This is a genomic window from Bradyrhizobium sp. (assembly GCF_004799445.1).
Taxonomy (GTDB): Bacteria; Pseudomonadota; Alphaproteobacteria; order Rhizobiales; family Xanthobacteraceae; genus Bradyrhizobium.
Map to the genome: position 1 here is coordinate 1 of NZ_SSNA01000050.1, position 22,695 is coordinate 22,695.

The 22,695-nt window shown below is 58.1% G+C and carries 21 protein-coding genes and 2 pseudogenes; 14 read left to right on the plus strand and 9 right to left on the minus strand.

From position 1 onward, the window contains the following. The first annotated feature begins 201 nt into the window (after nt 1-201). The 3 genes and pseudogenes from E8A46_RS05155 to E8A46_RS05165 form a co-directional block, all read left to right on the plus strand. Entirely contained in the window at nt 202-693 is a 492-nt protein-coding gene (locus tag E8A46_RS05155) for a hypothetical protein (RefSeq protein ID WP_291558337.1), read from the plus strand. 518 nt (nt 694-1,211) lie between these two features. Continuing rightward, complete coding sequence (locus tag E8A46_RS05160; RefSeq protein ID WP_291558339.1) at nt 1,212-1,385, plus strand: hypothetical protein; 174 nt, start codon at nt 1,212-1,214, stop codon at nt 1,383-1,385. Nucleotides 1,386-1,521: 136 nt separating this feature from the next. Next, a pseudogene (locus E8A46_RS05165) lies at nt 1,522-1,894 on the plus strand (histidine kinase dimerization/phospho-acceptor domain-containing protein); the annotation flags it as partial. 183 nt (nt 1,895-2,077) lie between these two features. Here the strand turns inward: E8A46_RS05165 and E8A46_RS05170 are convergent. Together E8A46_RS05170 and E8A46_RS05175 are read right to left on the minus strand one after the other, a co-directional pair. After that, nucleotides 2,078-3,769 (minus strand): alpha-amylase family protein, encoded by a 1,692-nt coding sequence (locus E8A46_RS05170; protein WP_291558341.1) that lies wholly within the window; start codon nt 3,767-3,769, stop codon nt 2,078-2,080. Between the two features lie 131 nt (nt 3,770-3,900). Next, a complete protein-coding gene (locus E8A46_RS05175) occupies nt 3,901-4,182 on the minus strand; it encodes a hypothetical protein (protein WP_291558343.1) in 282 nt (93 codons plus the stop codon). A 411-nt stretch (nt 4,183-4,593) separates the two neighbouring features. Between E8A46_RS05175 and E8A46_RS05180 the strand changes: the two genes are divergently transcribed. Both E8A46_RS05180 and E8A46_RS05185 read left to right on the plus strand, forming a co-directional pair. After that, complete coding sequence (locus E8A46_RS05180) at nt 4,594-4,953, plus strand: DUF3606 domain-containing protein (RefSeq protein ID WP_291558345.1); 360 nt, start codon at nt 4,594-4,596, stop codon at nt 4,951-4,953. Nucleotides 4,954-5,079: 126 nt separating this feature from the next. Continuing rightward, a complete protein-coding gene (locus E8A46_RS05185) occupies nt 5,080-5,319 on the plus strand; it encodes a hypothetical protein (protein ID WP_291558387.1) in 240 nt (79 codons plus the stop codon). A gap of 529 nt (nt 5,320-5,848) precedes the next feature. Here E8A46_RS05185 and E8A46_RS05190 read toward each other — a convergent pair. Further along, a complete protein-coding gene (locus E8A46_RS05190) occupies nt 5,849-7,201 on the minus strand; it encodes an MFS transporter (protein ID WP_291558347.1) in 1,353 nt (450 codons plus the stop codon). A 661-nt stretch (nt 7,202-7,862) separates the two neighbouring features. On the opposite strand from E8A46_RS05190, the gene E8A46_RS05195 reads away from it, so the two are divergent. Next, entirely contained in the window at nt 7,863-8,090 is a 228-nt protein-coding gene (locus tag E8A46_RS05195) for a glycogen/starch synthase (RefSeq protein ID WP_363251120.1), read from the plus strand. Nucleotides 8,091-8,508: 418 nt separating this feature from the next. Here the strand turns inward: E8A46_RS05195 and E8A46_RS05200 are convergent, their stop codons facing one another. From E8A46_RS05200 to E8A46_RS05210, 3 genes are all read right to left on the minus strand, one after another. Continuing rightward, on the minus strand, nt 8,509-8,760 hold the full coding sequence (locus tag E8A46_RS05200) for a hypothetical protein (RefSeq protein ID WP_291558350.1): 252 nt from the start codon (nt 8,758-8,760) through the stop codon (nt 8,509-8,511). A 413-nt stretch (nt 8,761-9,173) separates the two neighbouring features. Continuing rightward, nucleotides 9,174-10,226 carry a sensor domain-containing diguanylate cyclase gene (locus E8A46_RS05205; RefSeq protein WP_291558352.1) on the minus strand — a complete coding sequence of 351 codons (1,053 nt, stop codon included), beginning with the start codon at nt 10,224-10,226 and terminating at the stop codon, nt 9,174-9,176. 313 nt (nt 10,227-10,539) lie between these two features. Beyond that, nucleotides 10,540-11,871, minus strand: a complete 1,332-nt coding sequence (locus tag E8A46_RS05210; protein ID WP_291558356.1) for a GSU2403 family nucleotidyltransferase fold protein — start codon at nt 11,869-11,871, stop codon at nt 10,540-10,542. Nucleotides 11,872-12,480: 609 nt separating this feature from the next. On the opposite strand from E8A46_RS05210, the gene E8A46_RS05215 reads away from it, so the two are divergent. From E8A46_RS05215 to E8A46_RS05235, 5 genes and pseudogenes are all read left to right on the plus strand, one after another. Next, nucleotides 12,481-12,780 (plus strand): hypothetical protein, encoded by a 300-nt coding sequence (locus E8A46_RS05215; RefSeq protein ID WP_291558358.1) that lies wholly within the window; start codon nt 12,481-12,483, stop codon nt 12,778-12,780. Nucleotides 12,781-13,849: 1,069 nt separating this feature from the next. Further along, complete coding sequence (locus tag E8A46_RS05220) at nt 13,850-14,710, plus strand: alpha/beta hydrolase (RefSeq protein WP_291558360.1); 861 nt, start codon at nt 13,850-13,852, stop codon at nt 14,708-14,710. A gap of 220 nt (nt 14,711-14,930) precedes the next feature. Further along, nucleotides 14,931-16,559 carry a GMC family oxidoreductase N-terminal domain-containing protein gene (locus tag E8A46_RS05225; RefSeq protein WP_291558362.1) on the plus strand — a complete coding sequence of 543 codons (1,629 nt, stop codon included), beginning with the start codon at nt 14,931-14,933 and terminating at the stop codon, nt 16,557-16,559. Nucleotides 16,560-16,647: 88 nt separating this feature from the next. After that, nucleotides 16,648-16,974 (plus strand): annotated as a pseudogene (locus E8A46_RS05230) (alcohol dehydrogenase catalytic domain-containing protein); the annotation flags it as partial. 61 nt (nt 16,975-17,035) lie between these two features. Next, the gene (locus E8A46_RS05235; RefSeq protein ID WP_291558389.1) at nt 17,036-17,650 is read left to right on the plus strand and encodes a zinc-binding dehydrogenase; all 615 of its coding nucleotides are present in this window, start codon (nt 17,036-17,038) and stop codon (nt 17,648-17,650) included. A 238-nt stretch (nt 17,651-17,888) separates the two neighbouring features. Here E8A46_RS05235 and E8A46_RS05240 read toward each other — a convergent pair whose 3' ends face one another. Further along, entirely contained in the window at nt 17,889-18,713 is an 825-nt protein-coding gene (locus E8A46_RS05240) for an alpha/beta hydrolase (protein WP_291558364.1), read from the minus strand. A 269-nt stretch (nt 18,714-18,982) separates the two neighbouring features. On the opposite strand from E8A46_RS05240, the gene E8A46_RS05245 reads away from it, so the two are divergent. Together E8A46_RS05245 and rquA are read left to right on the plus strand one after the other, a co-directional pair. Further along, a complete protein-coding gene (locus E8A46_RS05245) occupies nt 18,983-20,302 on the plus strand; it encodes a UDP-glucose/GDP-mannose dehydrogenase family protein (RefSeq protein WP_291558366.1) in 1,320 nt (439 codons plus the stop codon). 223 nt (nt 20,303-20,525) lie between these two features. Next, entirely contained in the window at nt 20,526-21,275 is a 750-nt protein-coding gene (rquA, locus tag E8A46_RS05250) for a rhodoquinone biosynthesis methyltransferase RquA (protein WP_291558368.1), read from the plus strand. A 110-nt stretch (nt 21,276-21,385) separates the two neighbouring features. Here rquA and E8A46_RS05255 read toward each other — a convergent pair whose 3' ends face one another. Next, nucleotides 21,386-21,550: a hypothetical protein gene (locus E8A46_RS05255; protein WP_291558370.1), complete on the minus strand. Its 165-nt coding sequence runs from the start codon at nt 21,548-21,550 to the stop codon at nt 21,386-21,388. A gap of 177 nt (nt 21,551-21,727) precedes the next feature. Further along, nucleotides 21,728-22,138, minus strand: a complete 411-nt coding sequence (locus E8A46_RS05260) for a c-type cytochrome domain-containing protein (RefSeq protein ID WP_291558372.1) — start codon at nt 22,136-22,138, stop codon at nt 21,728-21,730. Nucleotides 22,139-22,431: 293 nt separating this feature from the next. Here E8A46_RS05260 and E8A46_RS05265 point away from each other — a divergent pair, with 293 nt between their 5' ends. After that, on the plus strand, nt 22,432-22,695 hold the full coding sequence (locus E8A46_RS05265) for a hypothetical protein (RefSeq protein ID WP_291558374.1): 264 nt from the start codon (nt 22,432-22,434) through the stop codon (nt 22,693-22,695).

The window sequence follows — 22,695 nt, forward strand, 5'->3', positions numbered from 1 at the left end:
AGGCGACGGCGGCGGCGGCCGAAGCCGACAAAGACGACGAGCCAGCGGCTTGGTCAGTGCAGCCAAAACATGCGCCCGATAAACACGGGTGACCCGATTGATCTGCAATGTCAGCTATCGTCAGAAAGCGACTTCGCCGCGGCTAGGTCTTAACGTTCTTCGAAGCTCTGGCAACGTGCCTGATACCATTGGGCGCATGTGTTGACGAAGCTGGGCCATGAGGTCCGTCTGATGCCAGCGAAGGATGTGAAGGCCTACGTCAAGCGCGCCGACGCGGAGGCAATCTGTGAGGCGGTGCGGTGCCCGACCATGCGTTTCGTGCGGATTAAGTCAGCCGAGCAGCAGGGCCAGTTGATGCTGCATCGAGCACGCGATCTGCTGATGCGCCAATGCACGCAGTTGATCAATGCGTTACGGGCGCATTTGACCGAGTTCGGCATTGCCGCTGCACAGGGACGCGAAGGGATCAAAGAGTTGTTGGCGATTGTCGCACAGGATGAGGGTTCGCGCTTGCCGGTCGACGCCTACGCCAGCCTGCCCGTACTTGCGGCGCAGCTTCAGGTTGTGCAGACGATGATCGGATCGCTCGAGAAACGGATCGTTGCGCAGCATCGCTCGAACGAGGCAAGTAAGCGGCTCGAGACCATCCTCGGTATCGGGATTATCGGGGCCACCACGATCCCTGGTTGTTAGTCGCCAGATCAACCTCACATTCGGTCGCCGTTCGTGACGGCTGCACCAATATCCCGCTTGCGGCGGGCAACGCTCTTTTGGACGAGACCATTCTGTCGAACGGCTTTTCAGGCCACAGGGATACGCGGTTCGTCCACCGGATCCGCCAGAACTGATCCGGTTCCGGAAGATTTGAGAATCGGTCAGCGCCTATCGTCAAGCGGCGTTCATAACGGCTCCCTCGATGGCGACATCAGAGGTCACATATTTTCATAGCGCCACAAGCAGCTTGCGTGCCTGCGCCACGATCGGCGTCTTCTCGATCGCGCTAACACCGGATCGGGTTGTGGATTTTGCGATGCGCTGGATCCATCCCCATCGAAAAGGAGTGACGACTAGTGTCGTCAGGTCGGAATATTCAAATTGCATAGGCAAGCGCCCCTAAATGGGATGGATTTTTATGCAACCAAGCGCCGGACTGTGAAGCGGAACGAAGGCGAGGCGAGCGGGTTTATTGTTCGTATAGTGGGAGAACGCCAATGCCAAAAGAAAACGATCTGGAAGGCCAGCAAGATCAGGGCGGCAAGCATGGCGGGCAGGCCGGAATGCCGAAGCCGGAACAGTCACCACCGAGTCTGAAAACTGAGATCCCGGGCCGGGACCGAAAGGGTGAGGTCGTGGGCGATCCCAGCACAAGCCGAAGCGTCCCGTAAGGAGCTGATTTTGGCAGCGAACGGCGGTTTGCTTCTGTTCCATGATTCGAGGCGGGTGATAAGGTGCGAGCGAAGTCAGACGTTGGCGCTCGTGGTATCCAGGAATTCTTCGGCGTTGACCAATGCTAAGTTAATCGAAGAAGCCGCTCGACGTGAACGTATTGAAGAACAGTTTCGCCAAAGCCAGAAAATGGAAACCGGCGGACAACTAACGGGTGTAATTGCTCACGACTTCAATAACATGCTGGCTATTATTATAGGAAGACTCAATTATCCTGAAGCGTCGACTACCCCGTGGTCAAGGTGGTGTTGAGCGTTTCATTGACAGCGCACTTGACGGGGCTGAGCGGGCTGCACTTCTTACACATCGACTTCTTGCCTTTTCTCGTCAGCAGCCACTTGCCCTTGAAGTAGTAGACATCAATAAGGTTGTCGCCGGAATGTCCGAAATGCTTCGGCGAACGGTCGGCGAAAATCTTCACCTGGAGACGGTTTTGGCCGGCGGCTTGGCGGTGCCGCGGCGATGGGACATTGGAAACAAGCCGAGCCGATTTCGATCGGATCAGACACAATGACATTTCCGGGCGCAATCCTGCTTTCCACCAATCTGGATCGCTCGGGCGAGACCGTCTCCGGCGGTCTGGACCTGCGCGGCGACGAAGGCCTGATCATAGGGCTGAGGTGATCGGGCGCTATTCGGGATGATTGACGTTCACACCGTCAATGTCGCTTCGTTTGAGCAGATAATCCAGTCCGCCAACGCGGTACCAACGATAGCCGTACGCCTCCAGTACCAACGTGTGCTTGCCCCGATCGTTGGCCTCGCTGTGGTCTTCCGACAGAAGGTTGATCAGGTGTTTTCCCTCGTCACCGGCAAGCCCAACAGAGAACGAACTCTCGCGCGGCTTTTCGTCGAGATTGTGCACGAACAGCACCGAGTTATTCCGCCAATCGTAGCGAATAGCCAGAATGGCTGGATCGCGCGTCGCGATCACGCGGAAGTCGCCCCAACCGATCTCCGGGACCTCCTTGCGCATCCGGATGATGCGCTCGGTCCAATTCAGCATCGAGTTGGGATCGCGGCGCTGCTTGGCAACATTGATGTGCTCGTAACCATAAGGGCCTTCGTCGATGACGGGTAAGCAGGGCTTGTCGCTTTCGGTGAATCCGGCTTGTGGTTCGGTCGACCACTGCATCGGCGTTCGGGCGCAGTTGCGCTCGGGCAGATCGAGATTGTCGCCCATCCCGATTTCGTCGCCGTAGCGGATCACGGGCGTACCGGGCAACGTACACATCAGGCTATAGGCGAGTTCGAGTCGCCGGCGATCACCCCCGAGCATCGGGGCGAGGCGGCGTCGGATGCCCCGGTCGTAAAGCTGCATATCCTTGTCGGGACCGAAGCTTTTGAAAACGACGTCACGTTGGGCTTTGGTGAGGCGGCCGAGATCGAGCTCATCGTGATTTCGCAGGAAAAGCCCCCATTGGGCGCTGGCTGGGCGCGGCTTAGTCGCGGCGAGCGCCTTGGCAAGCGGACGTGAGTCGGCCGACGCCATTGCATAAAACAGATTCTGGTTGACGTGGAAATTGAACATCATATGCATGCGGTCGCCATCCTTGCCGAAATATTCCATATCGGTTTCGGGCAGGACGTTGGCTTCCGCAAGAATGATCGCGTTGCCTTGCCGCCATTGCAGAAATTCGCGCAGCGAACGAAGCATGTCGTACTGCTCGACCGGCGTCTTGACCTTCGCGCCTTTGGTAGCAATCACGAAGGGGACGGCATCCATCCGGAAGCCGGACACGCCAAGCTGAATCCAGAACCCCATAATCTTGAGAATCTCAGCCTGAACATATGGGTTCGAGGTGTTGAGATCGGGCTGGAAGTCATAGAAGCGATGAAAGAACCAGGCCTTGGCCTCCTTGTCATGCGTCCATGTCGATTTCTGCACCCCCGGAAAGACCATGCCCTTGCTGGCGCTGGCGGGTCTCTTGTCGGCCCAGACGTACCAGTCGCGATGTTGCGAATCCGGCGAGCTTCTTGCGTCGCGAAACCAGGGGTGGGCATCCGAGGTGTGATTGACGACGAGATCGATAATGACGCGAATGCCTCGCTGCTGGCAGCCGTGAGTAAATTCCACGAAGTCGCCGAGCGTGCCGTAGCGCGGGTCGACACCATAATAGTCGGCAATATCGTAACCGTCGTCCTTGCCCGGCGACGGCTGAAACGGCATCAGCCAGATCGCGGTCACTCCCAGTCCGTGCAGATAGTCGAGACGCCGTAACAACCCTTTGAAGTCACCGATCCCGTCCCCATTGGCGTCCATGTAGGTCCCAACGGAAAGGCAATAGAATACGCCGTTCTTGTACCAAAGGTCATCAATCATGAGAAATGGACCGGCTAGACGATGAAAGCACCTGCGGATTAGGAATCACGATCGGACCTATTTTGGTTTCATTAGTCGATACCTCTATTGGATTCGGTCTCGGGCCCCAAAGGCTGCCGAGCAGTTCTGCATTACCAACCAGCGGGCAGCGCTTGTGGGGTCGCTCGATAAGCCGCGATTCGCGTGGATCGGGCTTGTGTAGCGACCTTGCGCTTCGCTCTAACCGGCCCGGGATATTCTGAGGCTTTCGTCAATGGAGAATTCAACTGGGCTAACGCTTCACGCGGCTGGTTGATGAGCGGAGCTTTTGCCAGAACCGGCAGCGGTGGGACAATCGTCGGCAGGCTGGTATCGATAACTATGGGTTCAGGCCATTTATGTGCCGATTTGATGCGGATAACTGACTTGTCCACTCGCGCTTCCTGAAAGAACGTTTGAGAGGACGCGCTCGGTAAATACCAGTCTACAATGAATAGCATCACGAGAAGCGAGCTTCCGGCAAAAGCGAAGTAGCGACCTAAAGGCACGTGATTAATAACCGCGCAATTCTTGGAGTGACTGAAGGCACTCGTGACCGTGTTGCGCGAAGATAAGCGGTAAGCCGAAATTCAGTTCCCACCATTGTGACTAGCGATGGATTGATCCGGAATACGAGAGCGAATGACTACCAACGCGCGCGGCGTGGTTAACCGCTCGTGGGCCTAAACCGAATTTGGTGGTCATCTGGAAAGTGAGCAATATTGACCACCGGGTCAGAGCCGAGGTTGGGGAAAACTTCTCGACCAGAGCGTAGCGTTGGCAATGATTTGTCATGCGGCATCTAGGTGAAGGCCGCCTTCGGGCGGCTTTCTTCGTATCACCGATCCGAAGATGGCGACGACGGAACAAATCATCCACGAACGGAATTAGCCTATATCAAGGGAGACACGATGCGTCACGCCAAGCCGCTGGCCAATCGTAACAAAATTGACCTTGCTGACCCCAGCCAGATTCGAATTCTGAGAAGGCGGCTTGGTATATCCGCGGACGATTTGCAGCGCGTTGTCGCGAAAGTGGGTAACTCAATTGCGGCGGTCTGCAAGGAAATCGAACCTCAAAAAACGCTTCAGGCGACCGAACCGGCGCCGGTCCAGATCGAATCCCCCTCGCCATCGAAAATTGGCGTGGCCGCGTCGGCGGCCTAGTGCGTATTCTTGCGCGTTCATTGTTTGGAGAGCACTAAGCTGGTGTCCTCCACGCCCGTCGTTCGCTGTTGGAACGAAGTTTGTCATCAGCGATTACTCAAAAAGCCACGTTTTGGAGAGACTGCCATGAAGAAATTTATCATTTGCACCGCCGTTCTCGGACTTGCCTTTTCTTCTTCGGCCCTGGCCAAGGGATGCATCAAGGGCGCAATCGTTGGGGGTGTCGCGGGTTCAGTCGCCGGTCACGGCAAGGTTGGCGCTGCTGCTGGTTGCGTGATCGGTCACCACGAAGCCAACAAGGCGGCCGCGGAAAATGCCAAGGCGCAGGCTCCGATCTCTGCCTCAAAAGGCGACGGCAAAAATTAGTGGCGAATGGGTATCGCAAGATCGGCCCGGTCAAACATTAGTGTTTTCTTCTTGGCTACCGAGATTCTCGAAAGTGTTCAAAACTGATCAGTGCTTATCAGCCTACCTAATCATCGACTGCGTCGCGAATGTCGCGGGCCGTCACGCGGCGTTCTATCGGCGGCCTCAGCGTGTCACCTCACGTCGGGGCCGTTCTTCTGCGCGCTATTTGAAAAGGTGAGCAATATTGACCAGTGGCTCTCGAGCCAGGGAGAGTACGCTAGTCTCATCACCGCCCCTTGTCGGCAGTTACCGGTGACTGAGAGTATTACGCTCCCGCCTGATCTATAAGGCGAGCATCGTGCCATCCACCCATCCCGACCCACTCTACAGCCGTGCTGAAATCGGAATCCTTGCGTGCTCCAAGTGCGGCAACCCCATGAGGCTGTCCCAAATCGAACCAGCCGCACCTGGTTATGACGCGCGCACTTTTGAATGCGCGAAGTGCAATTCCAGCGAGCGGTTTTCGGTCGCTATCTAAACGCGATTTCTACGCTGTTTTGGAATAAGTCGGCACCTCGGAAAGCTCGGCCGTGAGACTGCGGCGGATCGCCGGGTTATATCCAAGCAAGAGCACGATCAACATGCCGATGAACCCGCATCCGGCAAGGAAGATCAAACCCGCAACGTCGCTGCCGGTATGATCCCGCAGGAGGCCAAACGCCTGCGGCCCGAAGTAACCGCCAAGATTACCGATCGAGTTGACGGCTGCAATGCCCGCCGCCGCACCGGCCCCGCTTAGAAATGCTGTCGGTAGCGTCCAGAAGATCGGCAGGACCGCGAAGAAGCCAAATCCGGCAACACACAGAAATAGCATCTTGATCGTCGGATCATCGACCGTAGAGGCAAGACCGAGACCAACAATGATAAACAGGAAAGCGATCACCGCATGCCATTTGCGCTCGCCGGTGCGGTCCGAGTGCAATCCCCAGACGATCATGCCAACGGCACCGACGAGATAGGGCACTGCAGTGATGAAACCGGCCGTTACATTCGACACGCCAAAGGCCTTGACGATTTGAGGCAGGAAGAAGCTCAACCCGTATTGGGGAATATTGCAGCCCATATAGACAAGGCCAAGCGCGATAACGCGCCAGTCCATCATCGAGCGAAACCAGGAGAGATCCAGGATGCGTTGGCGCGCTGCGCGCTCACTATCGAGCCTGCCCTGCAGCCACTCGCGCTCCTGCGGTTCGAGCCAATTTGCGTCAATCGGTCGGTCAGTGAGAAAGTAAAGAACCGCAAAGGTCATAATCAGCGCCGGAAAACCCTCGATCAGGAACATCCATTGCCAGCCATGTAGTCCGGCGACGCCTTCGAGACTGAGGATGAGGCCGGAAATCGGGGCTCCGATGACCGTCGATATCGGAATGGCGAACATGAACCAGCCGACAATTCGGGCGCGATAGGCGGTCGGGAACCAAAGTGTCAGGAAGAAAATGATGCCGGGGAAGAAGCCGGCCTCGGCGACGCCTAGCAGCAGGCGGACAATGTTGAAACTCAGTTCTCCCGAGACGAATGCCTGGGCGCCGGAAATGATCCCCCAAGTGAACATGATCCGGGCGATCCAGCGGCGCGCGCCAAAGGCATTCAATGCAAGGTTACTTGGCACCTCGAAGAAAAAGTAGGCGAGAAAGAAAATCCCGGCAGCTCCGCCGAAGGCGGTTGCGGAGAGATTGAGGTCGGCGCGCATTGTCGCACCGGCGAAGCCGATATTGACCCGGTCCAGATAGGCAATGAAATAGCAAAGCATGAGAAACGGTACGAGCCGCCAGGTCACCTTGCTCATCGTTGTGGATTCGATATCGCTTGGTTTCACCGCCTGGAGGCCAACCATCTGCATTCCCTCGATGTTGGTTTTGGTCCGTAAATTCCAATTCGATGGTCAATATCGCTGTGACTGTACAAATGCTAGTGGCGCTCTCGACCGGTCTATGTCTTGGGCATTCGATCGATGTCCCTTAGGTGCAATTTTCGCGACTTGAGCTCAATCTGCCAACCTGCGCCAAATGTTCAAGCGTGCAGCCCGAAAAAGCCTGCGACAAAGAGAACGACGACGATGACGCCGATGATATAGAAAATGTTCATGGTGTACTCCGATGGAGGCATGCGCGATTTCAAATGAAAACACGGCGCTCCAACAGAAAACGTCCCGGTCCGCAAGTAAGTTCCATGCAGGGCATTTTTTGAGGCTCGACGGAGCAACATGGGGTGTTGGCTTCCATCGACTGCCGCAGAGCATGTCAGGTTTTACTGTCGAGTGAGCAATTCTGCTCATTTCTTCATCTCAGCATGGGCGTAGCTTGGCTGACGTAGGCGCCGGTTTACCCGTGTCTGTCCGGGAAATGCCGACCTTCTATCTGAACGCACCGATCCCCCGTCGACGTCTTGCGTGTCGCGCAGGTTTCAACGATATGACGCAAAAGTTCCTGGCACTCCCGACCAAATAGAACATAGGACTGTTCTTAGCTTAGTCGCGTCTAAAGATGGCACGAGGGCGTTTCTTGAAAGTCCTGTTCGTCACTCCGGAAATAGATGACTTCATCCGGGTGGGAGGTCTTGCAGCGGTTTCGGCCGCTCTTCCCCGGGCGCTGCGGCTGTGGAGCGATGTAAGGGTTTTGGTGCCGGGGTATCACCAAATGTCACGTTCGGTTGAAGTTTCTGACGTTGAATTTAATCGTGACGGCGCAGTGAGATTCCTAAGTAGGGGTGGTCATCACGAACCCCAATAGGAGAATGCCAGTGACTAATCTGAAAACACTAAGCGCGATTGCTATTCTTACCGCTGCTATCGCCACGCCGGTGTTCGCTCAACCGACCCATCATAGCCGAGCCTTGGATCGGTATCGCGGGGCGTACAATCAGGTGATCGGGCCCTCCTATGCCACCCCACGAACGCACGGCGGGCGGAACTTAGAGAACTTCGAATTCAACCGGTCGTTTCCGGGCGGTGAAGACCCGTCGAACAATCCCTCAGGAAGCTGAAATCAAACCCCGGCGGGAGGCTCGCGGATGCGGTCGAGGCCCCCGCGGCGGTACTCATTGGGGTTACCGGTTGGGCTGGCCGGCCGGCGGCGCGGCAGGCTGTGGGGCCGTCAGCTACAGCGTAAGCGGTGTTCCGCGCACTGAAATAGCTTATCACGTATGAAGCTAGTCTCCGAGCGCGGTGTTGGTGGTCCGCGACGGTCTTGCGGGGACAGGAGTTTCGCTGGAGTAGCGAGTTATCTTCAATGGATCGCTGGCTGGAAATGTTCCATCCAATTCAAACTGCGTGGCGTCCCGAAAATAGATTGTGATCGGTCGGGAATTGATCCAGCGATTTTGTTTAACATCGGTGATCGCGCTGAACGGAACACAAATCTCTCGAAAGTAGTTGGACACATAGAGCTGTCGTTCGTCCATGCGCACCCGCTTCAAATCGGCGTAAGCCCACAGGATGGATGTCGTTCCTGCAATCCACACAACCCGAAACACAAACTTCGTCTGCGGGGGGCGCCTGACCAAAAAAAGGTCACGTATCCGAAGGCTAAGATCCAGATCGCTGGGAATAAAAATTTCGTCTAAAATGTCCAGGCCGATGATAGGGTTCTTTCCTGCACGACGTTGCCTTGTTTCAGTCAGGTTGCGGCAACGATTTATACCGAAGTCGCCTATGAGTTTAGCCTGAGGCGACGAGATCCCTCAGATATCTATACGAAAACCGCGCCTGCGGCCCTCAGAAGTTTTGACATCTTCGGCAAAACGACTTTTGCAACACTATAGGCGCGAAGCGGACTTCGCATAATGGGCGGTTATGAGGGGCTGTTGCGATAGTTTCAACGTTTAGCCACCCCGACACTAACCTTGGTCTCTGGCTGACTAGTTTTGAACGCAGCTAAAGCCTTATCAGCGGAGACCACGCGGTTTCTTCCGGTATGTTTTGCAGCGTACAACGCTTGATCGGCGTGTGCTAACAAAAACTCAGGATGTGCATTCTCCTCGGGCACCTGCGTCGCAACACCAATGCTAATGGTGACGAATGCTCCTGCTTCGGGTGCGCCATGTATCAATCGTAACTTTGAGATCGAGTCACGCAATCGCTGTCCGATCTTTAACGCAACTACATGATCCGTGTCCGGCATAAGAACCGCAAACTCTTCTCCGCCATAACGCGCCGATACATCGGCAGGGCGCAAGGCGTTCTTGGCCATGGCGGCCGCTACGTTTCGGAGACAATCATCCCCCTTCTGATGACCATGGAGGTCATTGTAGAGCTTGAAATGGTCAACATCTACAAGCAGTAAGGAAAGAGGCGTTTGGGTACGTTGCGCGCGGGACCACTCGATGATCATGGCCTGATCGAACGAGCGTCGATTGGCAAGGCCGGTCAGGCCATCGCTGCTTGCCAACGTTTTTAACGCCATTTCGGCACGCTTTTGGTCGGTCATGTCACGAAGGGTTTCCACAACCGCAATTAGATTTCCATCTTCGTCGTGAATCGGCCCAGCATCGATGGCCAAATACAATTGGTTGCCCAGCTTTGGCATCACGCACCAGTTTTCGGCACTGAAACCAAATCCATGCGCCGAAATTGTAAATTCCGGGTAGAGGCTGCCCAATTTATCCGGTCGCTCAAGTGCAACGAGGTCGGCAAGACAATATCGCTGACGTCCGTAAAACGCACGCCAATGTTCCCGCGTCCCCATGACATCATGGGCTGTTACACCTGTTAACCTTTCACAAGCACGGTTCCAAACAACCACTCGTCGCTGCGGATTGAGTACAAAGGTTGGCACGACTAGGTGCTGCATCAGCCGAACGGCATAGGCTTGCGCGACACCGGCATTTTTTAAAGCGTCAGGCCTTTTCCGCGGGTTCGGTTTGCTCATGATGTGATCCCAGCGGCCAGACAGTCTTCTTGCTATGAATGCCGTATGGTAGGGTACTGCTTCCGGACAAAGATAAGCTCCGATGAATGGACGCGCAGTTAGAAATTCAAGTTAACAAGAGATAAACGGCTGCGCGGCACCTGCGCGTGCTGAGCAGTCTGGACCTCACCCGAGCTGAATTCGCGACCGACTAGTACTGGCGCAAAGCGGCCGGTTGGCAGCCCCGCGTGTCTTCCCTCGATCATGCTCTATGACGTTCTGGATCGTCCGCGGGCAACGGCATCCGCCAGCGGCTTGATTGCCGTAAATCGCCTTAGGCTTCCATCAACTTCTGAGCGTCAGCGCTCTTGATCAGCACCACATTGGGCTCTTCGATCGGCCACGAGAGATATTTGGTACGGGTCATGCGCTCAATCTTGGACCTGTTTTTCAGAAAGCACTCAAGCCGCCCCTCTTGCCCGAGACCGTCTGCTCCGAAATGGTCGTCGAGCGTTTCACGACTGACAGCGCATTCGACGGGGCCACCTAGGGACGTTCCTGTGAACAACACGATGTCCCGACTGAAATCGTAGCGTGCAGGTGGATTATTGAAATTCAAATCGAGCCCGGGAATGATTGAGCGTCGAACGTCGATGACCCTGAGCGTCAAATCTCGAACGGAAGCGCGAAGGTGGCCGAGACCTTCCGCGAGTAGTTGGCGCCAAGTGCGACCGCGCTCATAGGCTTCCTGCCAGGAAAGTTTCAAATCATGGGGGCGTTTTTCTACAAGCGCCTCGAGCAATGCCTCGGCCTGTTGAAGGTCTTTGTCGCGCTTGGCAAATCCTTCGGGACGTCGTCGCGAAACGATCAGCTTCTGGATCGCGTACCGCGCCGGTGACGGAACCTGAACATAGATGCCGGTATCGTGCAGAATTACGGCCGGCTCAGGATCGTGAATGAGATAATCGAGAAAACGCAACGGTTGTGCATCTGTTTGGAGTGCGGGAAGCGCCTGGGGCTTGCCTGTTTCGCCTCCTTCGTTCGGCGTGAGAAAATCCACGCGCAGTCCGCCTTTGGCGGCATAGCTTGTGACCCGACGGCCATCTACGACGTGAGGGACGGGCCGAAAGCTCTTATCAACCTCCTTCAGAACGTCGAGTACCGGTGGGGTGCTATCCCCGATTGCGACCGATACGTTCTTGAATTGGGCGATATCGACATCACCGGTCTGGAGGGAACCGGCAGAGAGTCTAACGCCCAGCATCGCTGAATAGGTTTGATAAGCGACAGTGCCCACAAGAACACCGCGAAGCCGGAATACGCCCGCCTTAGCGAGCGCAGCGACAATGTTACCGATTTGCGGGATGGGACGAGGAAGATTGAAGGACCGCACTAGCGTGGAGACCAGAGTACGGCGTTCGCGCTCGTCGTCGCGAGCCTCCCGATGGTGCGCGATCCGTTCCAATAGTTCGGGCGTTTCTGGTCCGACATATCGTTGCGTGCGCGAGTCGCCTGTCCCGGCCTGAAAGTACCAGTAGCGGCGTCCCTTGACGGTTTTGGGGGTAAAGGCGCCTTCTTCTGCAAATGCGTCGGTGAATGCTGCGCCCGCGCAACGCTCCAGGAGTTCGGCATAGGTCGTTTGGGCGACCAGGGGGGCTGCAACCATGGTGGTTTCCTGTGTTATACTCGTTTCGCAATTTGAGTATAACCAACATTACGCCGCAATTCAACCTAATATACTCAATCCGCGAAACGAGTATAACACTTTAAACCGAGTGGGCTCGAACAGCCACTGGCGATGACCGATTCCACCTCCCGCATGACCGCCACCGCCTCCTCCGGCTACGCGGATCCGGATCTGCTGTTGGCCGCCTTAATGAGCGCCAACCCTCCACCTGTGCGGGCGCGGGTCGGAGAGACGCTCAGCGCCCTCCAGAGCGGCCACTGCGCCCGTCGCCAAAGGGATTCCGGTGATCCAACGCTGCGAGCACCTATGGCGCCCCGGCGCCTTAAACGGCATTAATGCGTGGAGTGCTCTACCGCAATCCCGAAAGCCGCAGGCGTTCATTTGGTAACGGGGGCGGGGGGCGCAATCCATATCTGGAGCCGGTTTCCGAACTTGCAGGGATTCTTACGGTAACGGACCTCAATGATTTCAATGGTCCGGCCCAGACTACGAATCTGGGGGTCAGGAGTTCGAATCTCTTCGGGCGCGCCACTTGCGTACAAAACCACGAACATTTTCGTTCGCGGTCTGTTTGCCTGCAATGACGGCTTGCAGGACATCCTTACTGCCAACGATCCGGACAGCCTTGTCGTCGACTTCGACCGCGTCGATTATCGAGCGGATGTAGCCCTTCCCTGCGTTGGTATCCCCGTTGTCGAGCTTGTCGGCAAACTGGACGCTGCTCCGTCGTCGGAAGCGTATGACTTATTCTTGGAGTCGTATCGCCTGGAAGAGCAAAATGGTCAGGATCACCGCGTGATCGGCGATATCTGGTGCGGAGCCGGATCGGTTGCTGAAATACTTGAGAGGGTCTTTCATCAGAAAGCCCAAGCGCCATCCCTTCGGTGATGTTGGCTGGGCATGCGTGACCGCAGTTTCAAAATTCTGGAGCGTCGTCGTCCAGGCTAGAGCTTCGCGGCCCTGGCGAGAATGTTGACGTGTGTAACCCAAAGCAGAAGATTGCAGAACTCACACCTGTGCAGCTGTGGACAACACGAGGCGAGAATTCGCGCTCCTTAACCTTTGCCCTGCGACACTGTCGCAGTGCTTCTGTGACCTGGACGCAATGGGATCAGCGCTGACGCGAGCTACGGAAAGGAAGCCAGTAGTGAATTAGGCGCCAGCGACGTAGTCGCGCTACATGCCCATCATTGTGCTGGCGTTGCCGCGACCAAAAGCGGGCCCGAGGGATGCAACCGACTGCTGGATCGCGGTCACGCTACGATCGAGACGCTCGTATCCTGTCGCATAAATAGCTACGGCTGTCCCCAGATCCATCAAGAACGCTATTCTGCCGCACGGCGTCAATGAAGAATTGGCGGCGTCCTCCACATAATCTGAGCAGTGAATTGGCTCACCGGCACTTGCGCATTCTTCACTCGACCTCGAGGTCGAATCAAGAAACTCATGAATGATCGATGGCCGCGGCGGCCCTTCCGAACGCACCGGACCATATCAGCGCCACCCGGAATGCGGCGCCACCGATAGCTCCGAAGCAGCCGAAATGGACTAGAGACCTGACGCAGGTGATCCACCCTGCGGCTATGATTATTCCGTTTGTGAATGTAGGTACGCCGTCGGCCGGCGCGCTCGTATGAAGTTCGGGATATTGCATAGGCCAGATTATGGCGCCGATCGGCGCGGCACCGACGACAAACCCGAAGGCGATGCAAGTGATGACGTTGATCCACCTTGGCCGAAAGATCAACGTCGGCTGACATGGTCGCAGTGCTGAACGGCAGAGCTGTCGATCACGGCTGCCTCATGTTCGTCTGCCGCACGTTGTGGCGATCGTTGTCGATCGGCTCGACTTGTACCATCACGAGCGCGGAGCCCGCTATCATGTGAATGTGTGATGGAAACCGTTGCGGCGGTGTGGCCAGACTTCGGCTCGCGATAAGAGCATCTGGAGGATGGTATGACCAAACTTGACACCGCGAACCGTGAGGGAGCCACGCTGGAAACTGCGTCCACCCGCTACGTCGAAGGCCGCGGTATTCGCTTCGCCTACCGCCAGCTCGGCCCGTCGACCGGAACGCCGTTGGTTCTGCTGCAACACTTTTCGGGCAACATTGACGCCCGGGACCCCGCCGTCGTGAACGCCCTGGCGGTCGACCGTCCCGTGATCGCCTTCGACAACGCCGGCGTCGGCCGCTCGACCGGCCAAACCCCCGACAATGTTGCGGCCACGGCCCGCGACGCCGTCACCTTCATCGAGCTGCTCGGCTTCTCCAAAGTCGACCTACTGGGCTATTCCCTCGGCGGCTGCGTTGCCCAGCAGATGGCGGCCGAGCACGGCCCGCTGGTCCGCAAGCTGATCCTCGTCGGCACCGCGCCGCAGGGCGGTGAGGAGCACCTGCTGGCGGTCCTCAAGGAGGCCTTCTCGCGCACCGAAGCGCCGGATCCACGGCTGCCGCTGTTCTTCACCCAATCAGCTGCCAGCCAGGCCGCCGGAAAGGCGTTCCTGAACCGGGTCTATGCCCGCAAGGAAGATCGCGACACTGATAGCGGCAGTGCCGTGACCGATCCGCAGGCCAAGGCGCTGATCACCTGGTGCGCCACGCCCGACCCCGAGCACGCCATGCTGCGTGCCATCAAGCAGCCCGCCCTCGTGGTCTGCGGCAGCAGCGACACGATGCTGCCGCCGGAGAACGCCTATGCGATGTTCAAGGCCATGAGCAATGCGCATTTGATGCTCTATCCAGACTCGGGCCACGGGGCCCTCTTTCAGCACCACAAGGCTTTTGTCAGCCATGTGCGGACTTTCCTGGATGCGTAGCCGATAGCCGTTCACGGCTGCCCGGCTCATGACGTGACCGGGCCGCTCAGGCGGCGGGAACGATCAGTTCGAGCGAGGCGGTTACCGATCGGGTGATCCTGGATCGAGCTTTAGATCAAGCAATTTCGCAAACAGACGTCGGCTCCACCGCCAGCGACTCTGTCGGAGGGCCAAATCGGCTGATGCCGAATCCTAGTTTTTCAATCTGTTGGAGTGGAATATGAGCCAAACCTCAATCTTTGACCGGCTTGATGCGGAATTCGCCCGCGAGGTCGAAGAAAACCAGCTTCGACTTCGCGGCGCTGTTCGAACGACTTACGACTTTATCGTCTGCGGGGCCGGCTCATCCGGTGCGGTCGTGGCGCGGCGGCTGGCCGAGAATCCGGATGTCTCGGTGTTGCTGATCGAGGCCGGCGGTAGCGACAACGTACCCGAGGTGGAAATGGCGGCTGCCTGGCCGCTCAATCTGGGCAGCGAGCGCGACTGGGGTTTCACGGCATTGCCCAATCCGCATCTCAACGGACGTGCCATCCCGATGAGCATGGGAAAAGTGCTTGGAGGAGGCTCGAGCATCAACGTCATGCTCTGGGCCCGCGGCCACAAGAGCGATTGGGATTATTTCGCCGCCGCGGCCGGCGACTCCGTCTGGAGCTACGACTCCGTACTAAGCATCTACCGCGAGATTGAAAACTGGCAGGGCACGCCAGACCCGGCCCGACGCGGACGCGATGGTCTGCTCTACATCACCCCACCGATCCAGCCGAACCCCGTCGCAACCGCGATGCTCGACGCCGCCACCGAACTTGGCATCCCTGTCTTCGACGATGTCAACGGCTCCATGATGGAAGGCCCAGGCGGCGCGTCCTACTTCAACCTGCGCATTCGCGAAGGCCGGCGGCAGTCGATTTTCCGGTCCTACACATTCCCGCTGATGAACCAGCCAAATCTGACGGTGCTGCCCGGCACCCTGGTCACGCGTGTGCTTATTGAACGGGGAGCGACAAGTGGCGTGGAGTGCCTCCTCGACGGTCGGCTCCATCGCTTCCGCGCTTCTCAGGAAGTGATCCTGTCGCTCGGCGCTATCCACACCCCAAAGGTACTGATGCAGTCTGGCGTTGGCGATGCTGAAACGCTGGCATCGCTGGATATCCCGTTGGTCCAACATCTTCCGGGAGTAGGAGCCAACTTCCAGGACCACATCATGGTCTCAAGTTGTATCTGGGAATATCCGGAGCCGATTCCTCCCCACGACAATGGCGGCGAAGCTACCATCTTCGCCAAGAGCACGCCGGAGCTGGATAGTCCTGATATCCAATTGCTCCAGGTCCAATTCCCCGTCCCAACTCCTGAACTCGCGGCACGACACTCCATACCGGCCGGATCCTGGGGGATCTTTCCGGCGCTGCTGCGTCCGCACAGCGTCGGCCGTCTGCGCCTGACAGGTGCCAAACCCGAAGATCCGATCCAGATCGATTCGCAGATCCTTTCCGATCCGGCCGACCTTGCCGCATTGCGACGGTGCGTGGAGCTCGCACGAGAGGTCAGCAATGCTCAGGCGCTTCGGCGCTTCGTGAAGCGGGAGATCATGCCGACCGCGCTCGCGCCGGCGGCGATGGACGATTTTATCCGCGATGGCGTGACGACCATTTGGCACCAGAGTTGCACCGCCAGGATGGGGCAAGATGACATGTCCGTCGTGGACAGTCGCCTCAAGGTCCACGGCATCGACCGACTCCGCATTGCCGATGCCTCCGTGATGCCGCGGGTTCCCCTGGCGAACACCATGGCTCCGAGCGTCATCATCGGCGAGCAGGCAAGCAGGGCAATCGCCCGTGAACGTCGGCTTTAATCCCCATCCTTTCAAACCAGTAAAGGGACGCTTCGATGAGACTTAACACCCCCTCAAGATCAAAGAACGATCAATCATGATGATTGCAATGCAAGTGTCCCGGGCGGGCGGCAAGTTCGAACGAGTGGAACGCGAGGTTCCGACGCCCGGCGCTGAAGAGCTTCTGATTCGGGTTTTTGCCTGCGGCGTTTGCCATAGTGATGCGGTGACTGTCGAAGGTCTTTTGCCGGGTCTTCAATATCCGCGCGTGCCCGGCCACGAGGTCATCGGCTCGGTAGAAGCGGTCGGGGCCAACGTGCGTGGGTGGTCCGTAGGTGATCGGGCAGGTGTCGGCTGGTTCGGAGGGTCGTGCGGGCACTGCCGGCGCTGCCGCCGCGGGGAACAGTTCGCTTGCGAAAATGGCTCGGGAGCAACCGGCGTTACGCGGGACGGCGGCTATGCCACCCATATGCTCGCCGAGGCTTCGGCGGTGGCCCATGTGCCATTGGATCTCGACGAAGTGGAGGCTGCGCCGCTGCTTTGCGCGGGGCATCACCACCTTCAACGCGCTCCGGAACAGCGGCGCCGGGCCGGGCGATCTCGTGGTGATCCATGGCGTGGGCGGTCTCGGCCACCTTGGCATTCAATTCTCCTCACGCCTCGGCTTCCGAACGGTCGCGGTCAATCGCGGCCGGGAAAAAGAAGCGCTCGCCCGCGCTCTCGGCGCCCATGACTATATCGACAGCGAGGAAGGCGATGTTGCCGAAGCTTTGCAGGCACGAGGGGGTGCCAAGGCGATCATCGCAACCGTAAGCAATGCCGACGCGATGAAAGCAATTGTGGGAGGCCTCGGGCCGAATGGGACGCTGATGGTAATAGGCATGGTCGTCCCCTTCGACATCGACACATTTTCTTCCCTGCTTATAAAGCGTGCGGCGGTGAAAGGCTGGTATTCGGGTGTCGCCGTCGATTCCGAGGACACGCTTGCCTTCAGTAAGCTTCACGGCATCAGTTCGACGAATGAGATCTTTCCGCTTGAGGAGGCTCAGGCGGCGTATGATCGGATGATGAGTGGCAAGGCGAGGTTTAGAGTCGTCCTCAAGATGAATTGAGCCGCCGACCTGTTCGATATTGCTCGATGGGATGGGCTTGCGCCGGGCAAGCCTGTTCCGAACCGTCAAGGCGATCTGGTTGCAACGGCATGACGGACGAGCATTCAACGATGGGGAGGGCGCCACATGTCAACACTTGGCGCGCCGCCGCTGCGCCCGGTTAGATTTCGCGGCGTGCGCGAGTGTTTTCCATATGCGGTTCCCCCGCCTTGGAACGGGAGACCTCTGTCGAGTGGCCTTATCCGCGGATGAACGCCAGGAGGTCTGGATTGATCACGTCGGCGTGTGTGGTCATCAAGCCGTGGGGGAAGCCGGGATAGATTTTCAGCGTGCTGTTCTTCAAGAGCTTCGCCGAGAGCAGGGCCGCATCCTTGTAGGGGACGATCTGGTCGTCGTCGCCTTGCATCACGAGCGTCGGCACGTCGATGCTCTTGAGATCTTCGGTGAGATCGGTCTCCGAGAACGCCTTGATGCCATCGTAGTGGGCCTTCGCGCCACCCATCATGCCCTGGCGCCACCAGTTCTGAACCACGCCTTCGATCGGCTTCGCGCCAGGACGGTTGAAACCATAAAACGGGCCGGCCGGTAGGTCGCGGTAGAATTGTGCCCGGTTGGCTGCCAGGCCTGCGCGTAGCCCGTCGAATACCTCGATAGGGAGGCCGTCCGGATTATTCGGCGTCTTCAGCATGAGTGGGGTGACGGCGGAAATCAGCACGGCCTTGGCGACGCGACCCCTGCCGTGTCGCGCGACGTAGCGCGCCACCTCACCGCCTCCCGTCGAATGGCCGATATGTACGGCGTTCCGTAGCTCCAGATGCTCGACCACGGCCGCCGCGTCGGCCGCATAGTGATCCATGTCGTGCCCATCCGACACCTGGCTTGAGCGCCCGTGCCCGCGGCGGTCGATGCCAATGACGCGATAGCCGTGCTGGAGAAAGAACAGCATCTGGGTATCCCAGTCATCGGAGCTCAGGGGCCAGCCGTGATGGAAGACAATCGGCTGACCGTGGCCCCAATCCTTGTAAAAGATGTGGACACCGTCCTTGGTGGTGATCGTGCTCATGGCGTTCGTTCCTTTGCCTCGGTTTGAAGTTGGAGTTGCCGCGCTCACCGGCCCCGTGAGGGGCGCTGGTATAGCCGTGGCCACAACCGCGATGGCGCTGCCGACGATTATGTCGCGGCGGGAAGCTCCAGCGGTGCAGCGTTGATTGGTAGTAATCATTTCGATTCTCGCTTTGACTCATCCACTGAACAGCTGATGGCTGTCGGGGTATTCAGGCCCGCGAAATCAGCTTCGCATGTCGTTGAACGGATCATCACACAGGGGCAGCAATGCATATTGCCATGGTAGGCGCCGGCTATGTCGGGCTGGTGTCGGGGGCGTGCTTTTCCGACTTCGGGCATCATGTCGTCTGCATCGACAAGGATGAGGAGAAGATAGCCGCGCTCAAAAGCGGCGAAATCCCCATTTACGAGCCCGGATTGGCCGAGCTGGTGACCAGCAATGTGAGGCAGGGCCGTCTCGCCTTCGACGACCAGCTGAAACCGGCGGTCGGCAGTGCCGACGTGGTTTTCATCGCCGTGGGAACACCCTCGCGCCGGGGCGACGGGCACGCCGATCTGTCCTACGTTTTTGCGGCAGCGCGCGAGATTGCGGCGGCGCTTTCGAAATTCACCGTGGTCGTGACCAAATCGACGGTTCCGGTCGGGACCAGCGACGAGGTTGAGCGCCTGATGCGCCAGGAGAATTCCGAGGCGGAGTTCGCGGTGGTCTCGAATCCGGAATTTCTGCGTGAGGGCGCGGCGATTCGTGACTTCAAGCATCCCGACAGAATTGTGATCGGTACCGATGACCCGCGTGCGCGCAAGGTCATCACCGAAGTCTATCGGCCGCTTCATCTCAACGCACCGCCCATTCTTTACACGGACCGCCGCTCCGCCGAGTTGACCAAATATGCGGCAAATTCGTTTCTTGCGACCAAGGTCGCGTTTATTAACGAGATTGCCGATCTTGCGGAGAAGGTCGGCGCCAATGTTCAGGAAGTCGCGCGAGGGATCGGGCTCGACAATCGTATCGGCCCGAAATTCCTGCATGCGGGTCCCGGATTTGGCGGATCCTGTTTTCCAAAGGACACCATGGCGCTGATCAAGACCGGACAAGATAACGAGACGCCGTTGCGGATTGTCGAAGCCGTGGTCGCCGTCAACGACCAGCGCAAGCGGGCGATGGCCCGCAAGGTCGCCAATGCGATTGGCGGCAATCTGCGGGGCAAATCGATTGCGGTGCTGGGGATCACGTTCAAGCCAAATACCGACGACATCCGCGACGCGCCGTCGATTCCGTTGATCACGGCGCTGCAGGATATGGGCGCGCGGGTTCGTGCGTTCGATCCCGTCGGTATGCCGCAGGCCAGGAAGGTTCTGGAAAACGTCACCTTCTGCGACGACGCGTATGATTGCGCAAAGGGGGCGCACGCGCTCGTGGTCGTGACGGAGTGGGAGCAGTTTCGAGCGCTCGATCTCAAAGAAATGGCGTCGATCATGGCGAGTTCGGTAATTGTGGACCTTCGGAACATCTACTCGCCGGAAGAAGTGATGCGAAACGGCTTTCACTATTGCGGAATCGGACGGCCCAAGCCGCTGGCCTACTAGCGTGCCGGATAGCAGGCAGACGGCGTGCTCTCAGGCAATGGCGTTGCGAATCAGGCGATCCTGGCTGCCGAACCCGGCACGGCGGATTTCCGTCGCAGCTTGACCAGCATCAAGGAGGACCGTCTAGTTCCGGCCCACTATCTCATGGGGCGGCGTTGACCGCCTTTTCTAGTTGGCCGGAGGGCAATTGTCCCAAGCACAGTCGACGAACCGCGGCGATAGCATGTCGTCGCGCCGGATATTCCCCAGGGCCATCGCGGAGGTTATCGCGCCTGCCCTTGCCGAATCCCAACCCGGAAGTCACGTCAAAGTGCCGAATTATCTCACCATGCATTACTGGTGGGCTTATGTGCACCCAAGGGCCGTCTGGTTCTTCGAACGGCAATGGCTGGTCAACCTCATTCTGTGGGGAAATTATGAGCGGCTGCGCGATGCGGCGGCGACGGAATTGGGAGATGTCCTTTCCGGAGCGACCCTGCAGGTCGCGTGTGTCTACGGTGATCTTACCAGCCGGTTGATCGGCCGCGTTGCGGCTGGCGGCGGCAGGATCGATGTCGTGGATGTTCTGCCGATGCAGCTGAGTAACCTGCGTCGAAAGCTGCCGCCCGGTGCGCCGGCGCGATTGCTGGCAATGGATTCTGCCGACCTCAACATTCCCGACGCCAGCTATGATCGCGCGTTGTTGTTCTTCCTGTTGCACGAGCAACCCGGTTCTCATCGCGAGCGTACCCTGAGCGAAGTCTTCCGCGTCGTCAGACCGGGAGGCAAGATTGTCATCGTCGACTATGCATTACCGCATTGGTGGCATCCGCTTCGCTATTTGTGGCGCCCCTTGCTCGCCCTGCTTGAGCCTTTCGCGCTGGATTTATGGCGCCACGAAATCACCCGCTGGCTGCCGGCGGCGGCGCGGACCGGATTGCGCAGGCAATCCTTCTTCGGCGGGCTCTATCAGAAAGTCGTCATCAGGCGCTGAGGCTGTCGCGCGCGTTTAGCCGAGGCTGCCGGTCTGAACGGGCCCGCGTCAAGCGGACGCTGGAAAGCGCACGCCAAGCCTCGAATCGCTCCGGTCTCGGCTCACCGCTCCTAGTAGCAGGGCGGGTAGGGATAGAAGATCACGGAATCGATGCAGCGTGGAATCCGATCGGCGGGAGGGCCGTTATCCGGCGCGACGACGACGGCGGACGCCACCACGGGGGGCGCCGCTTTGCCGCGCTTTTTGGCAAAGGCGTCGGTTGCAGTAGCCGACATCGACGCGGCTCCGATGATAACAGATGCGGCCAATAGAAGGAGGGTGCGAGGCGCCATTGCTAAAGCCTTTCTCAACAGTTCGGTTCAAGTCTCCAAGCAAGAAATGCAATCTCTTGTAAACTGTATGATGGGGCAGGCCCATCCGTCGCGTGCTAGGGCCGGTGTGAACTCATCAGATCAGTTGTTCTTCGCGCCCTCGCGAATCCAGGCCCTAATCGCGTCGCGATCGCAGGTCGACAGTTTCTTCTTGCCCAGCGGCATGTGGGTTTCGGGAGCCCCGCGCCAATCCAGCAGCCACATCAAATTGCTGCCCTCTGCGTCGCCGGGAATAACCATTTTGCCAGACTTGGTGCCCTTCATGACACCTTCATAGGTGCTGAGGTCGAGCCCGCTCTTTTCGTTGCCCTGTCCCCCTGGCTTGTGGCAGCTAAAGCAACGCCCGACGAAAATCGGCATCACATCGTCGGCGAAACTGGCTTTTGCCTCGGCGGCGCACACCTGACCCGAGGAGCTTATGATTTCCTCGCCGATGCTGCCTCCGATCGCCAGGAAGATCGCTCCGCCCAGAATTAACAATCGCCGCCTCATGTGAATGTCCTTCTCTTAACTCGGCATTTCGTCCACATTAGACGATCATACGAACGGAATAAACATAGAGCTACAAATGCGTCCGACATTGACGCAAGTCAAATAATAATTCCAGGCCAAGCCGATCCGCGCACAGCATCGGGAGGTTACCTTGCAGATGCAAGCAGCGCGCTGCAAGCGCGTCGCCGCGATCAATGGTGTTGCGGAGGTTTTGACCTAGCTCAAGGAAGGCCGGAGCAGGGCCGCTAAAATAAATCGTTGCGTCGAGCACCGCCTTTCCAGGGAAGCAGATATTGAACTTGTTTGGGGCCAATCACGTGACCGGGCGCGATATCTGGTACGTTTCCTATCGTTCGAATATAACGCCAAAGCGCGAAAACGGCGATCACATCGTTCGCGCGACCCGAAAATTCAAGGATGAAGCCGAAGCGCGGCGGTTTGCCCAGGAAGTGATCGAGAAGGGCTGGAGCGCGATTGCCGGGACTTTGAATCCCCATACGCCGAAGCGGACGGTGTCATCGACGCGAATTCTCGACTGGATCGCCGGCAAACACTGA

Excerpts from the sequence above, each read along its gene's own strand:
- E8A46_RS05160 (WP_291558339.1), top strand. The coding sequence starts at position 1,212 with ATGCCAAAAGAAAACGATCTGGAAGGCCAGCAAGATCAGGGCGGCAAG.
- E8A46_RS05260 (WP_291558372.1), bottom strand. The coding sequence starts at position 22,138 with ATGAGGCGGCGATTGTTAATTCTGGGCGGAGCGATCTTCCTGGCGATC.
- E8A46_RS05225 (WP_291558362.1), top strand. The coding sequence starts at position 14,931 with ATGAGCCAAACCTCAATCTTTGACCGGCTTGATGCGGAATTCGCCCGC.
- rquA (WP_291558368.1), top strand. The coding sequence starts at position 20,526 with ATGTCGTCGCGCCGGATATTCCCCAGGGCCATCGCGGAGGTTATCGCG.
- E8A46_RS05220 (WP_291558360.1), top strand. The coding sequence starts at position 13,850 with ATGACCAAACTTGACACCGCGAACCGTGAGGGAGCCACGCTGGAAACT.
- E8A46_RS05190 (WP_291558347.1), bottom strand. The coding sequence starts at position 7,201 with ATGCAGATGGTTGGCCTCCAGGCGGTGAAACCAAGCGATATCGAATCC.
- E8A46_RS05200 (WP_291558350.1), bottom strand. The coding sequence starts at position 8,760 with ATGGACGAACGACAGCTCTATGTGTCCAACTACTTTCGAGAGATTTGT.
- E8A46_RS05170 (WP_291558341.1), bottom strand. The coding sequence starts at position 3,769 with ATGATTGATGACCTTTGGTACAAGAACGGCGTATTCTATTGCCTTTCC.
- E8A46_RS05235 (WP_291558389.1), top strand. The coding sequence starts at position 17,036 with ATGTGCCATTGGATCTCGACGAAGTGGAGGCTGCGCCGCTGCTTTGCG.
- E8A46_RS05210 (WP_291558356.1), bottom strand. The coding sequence starts at position 11,871 with ATGGTTGCAGCCCCCCTGGTCGCCCAAACGACCTATGCCGAACTCCTG.
- E8A46_RS05205 (WP_291558352.1), bottom strand. The coding sequence starts at position 10,226 with ATGAGCAAACCGAACCCGCGGAAAAGGCCTGACGCTTTAAAAAATGCC.
- E8A46_RS05185 (WP_291558387.1), top strand. The coding sequence starts at position 5,080 with ATGAAGAAATTTATCATTTGCACCGCCGTTCTCGGACTTGCCTTTTCT.
- E8A46_RS05255 (WP_291558370.1), bottom strand. The coding sequence starts at position 21,550 with ATGTCGGCTACTGCAACCGACGCCTTTGCCAAAAAGCGCGGCAAAGCG.
- E8A46_RS05240 (WP_291558364.1), bottom strand. The coding sequence starts at position 18,713 with ATGAGCACGATCACCACCAAGGACGGTGTCCACATCTTTTACAAGGAT.
- E8A46_RS05245 (WP_291558366.1), top strand. The coding sequence starts at position 18,983 with ATGCATATTGCCATGGTAGGCGCCGGCTATGTCGGGCTGGTGTCGGGG.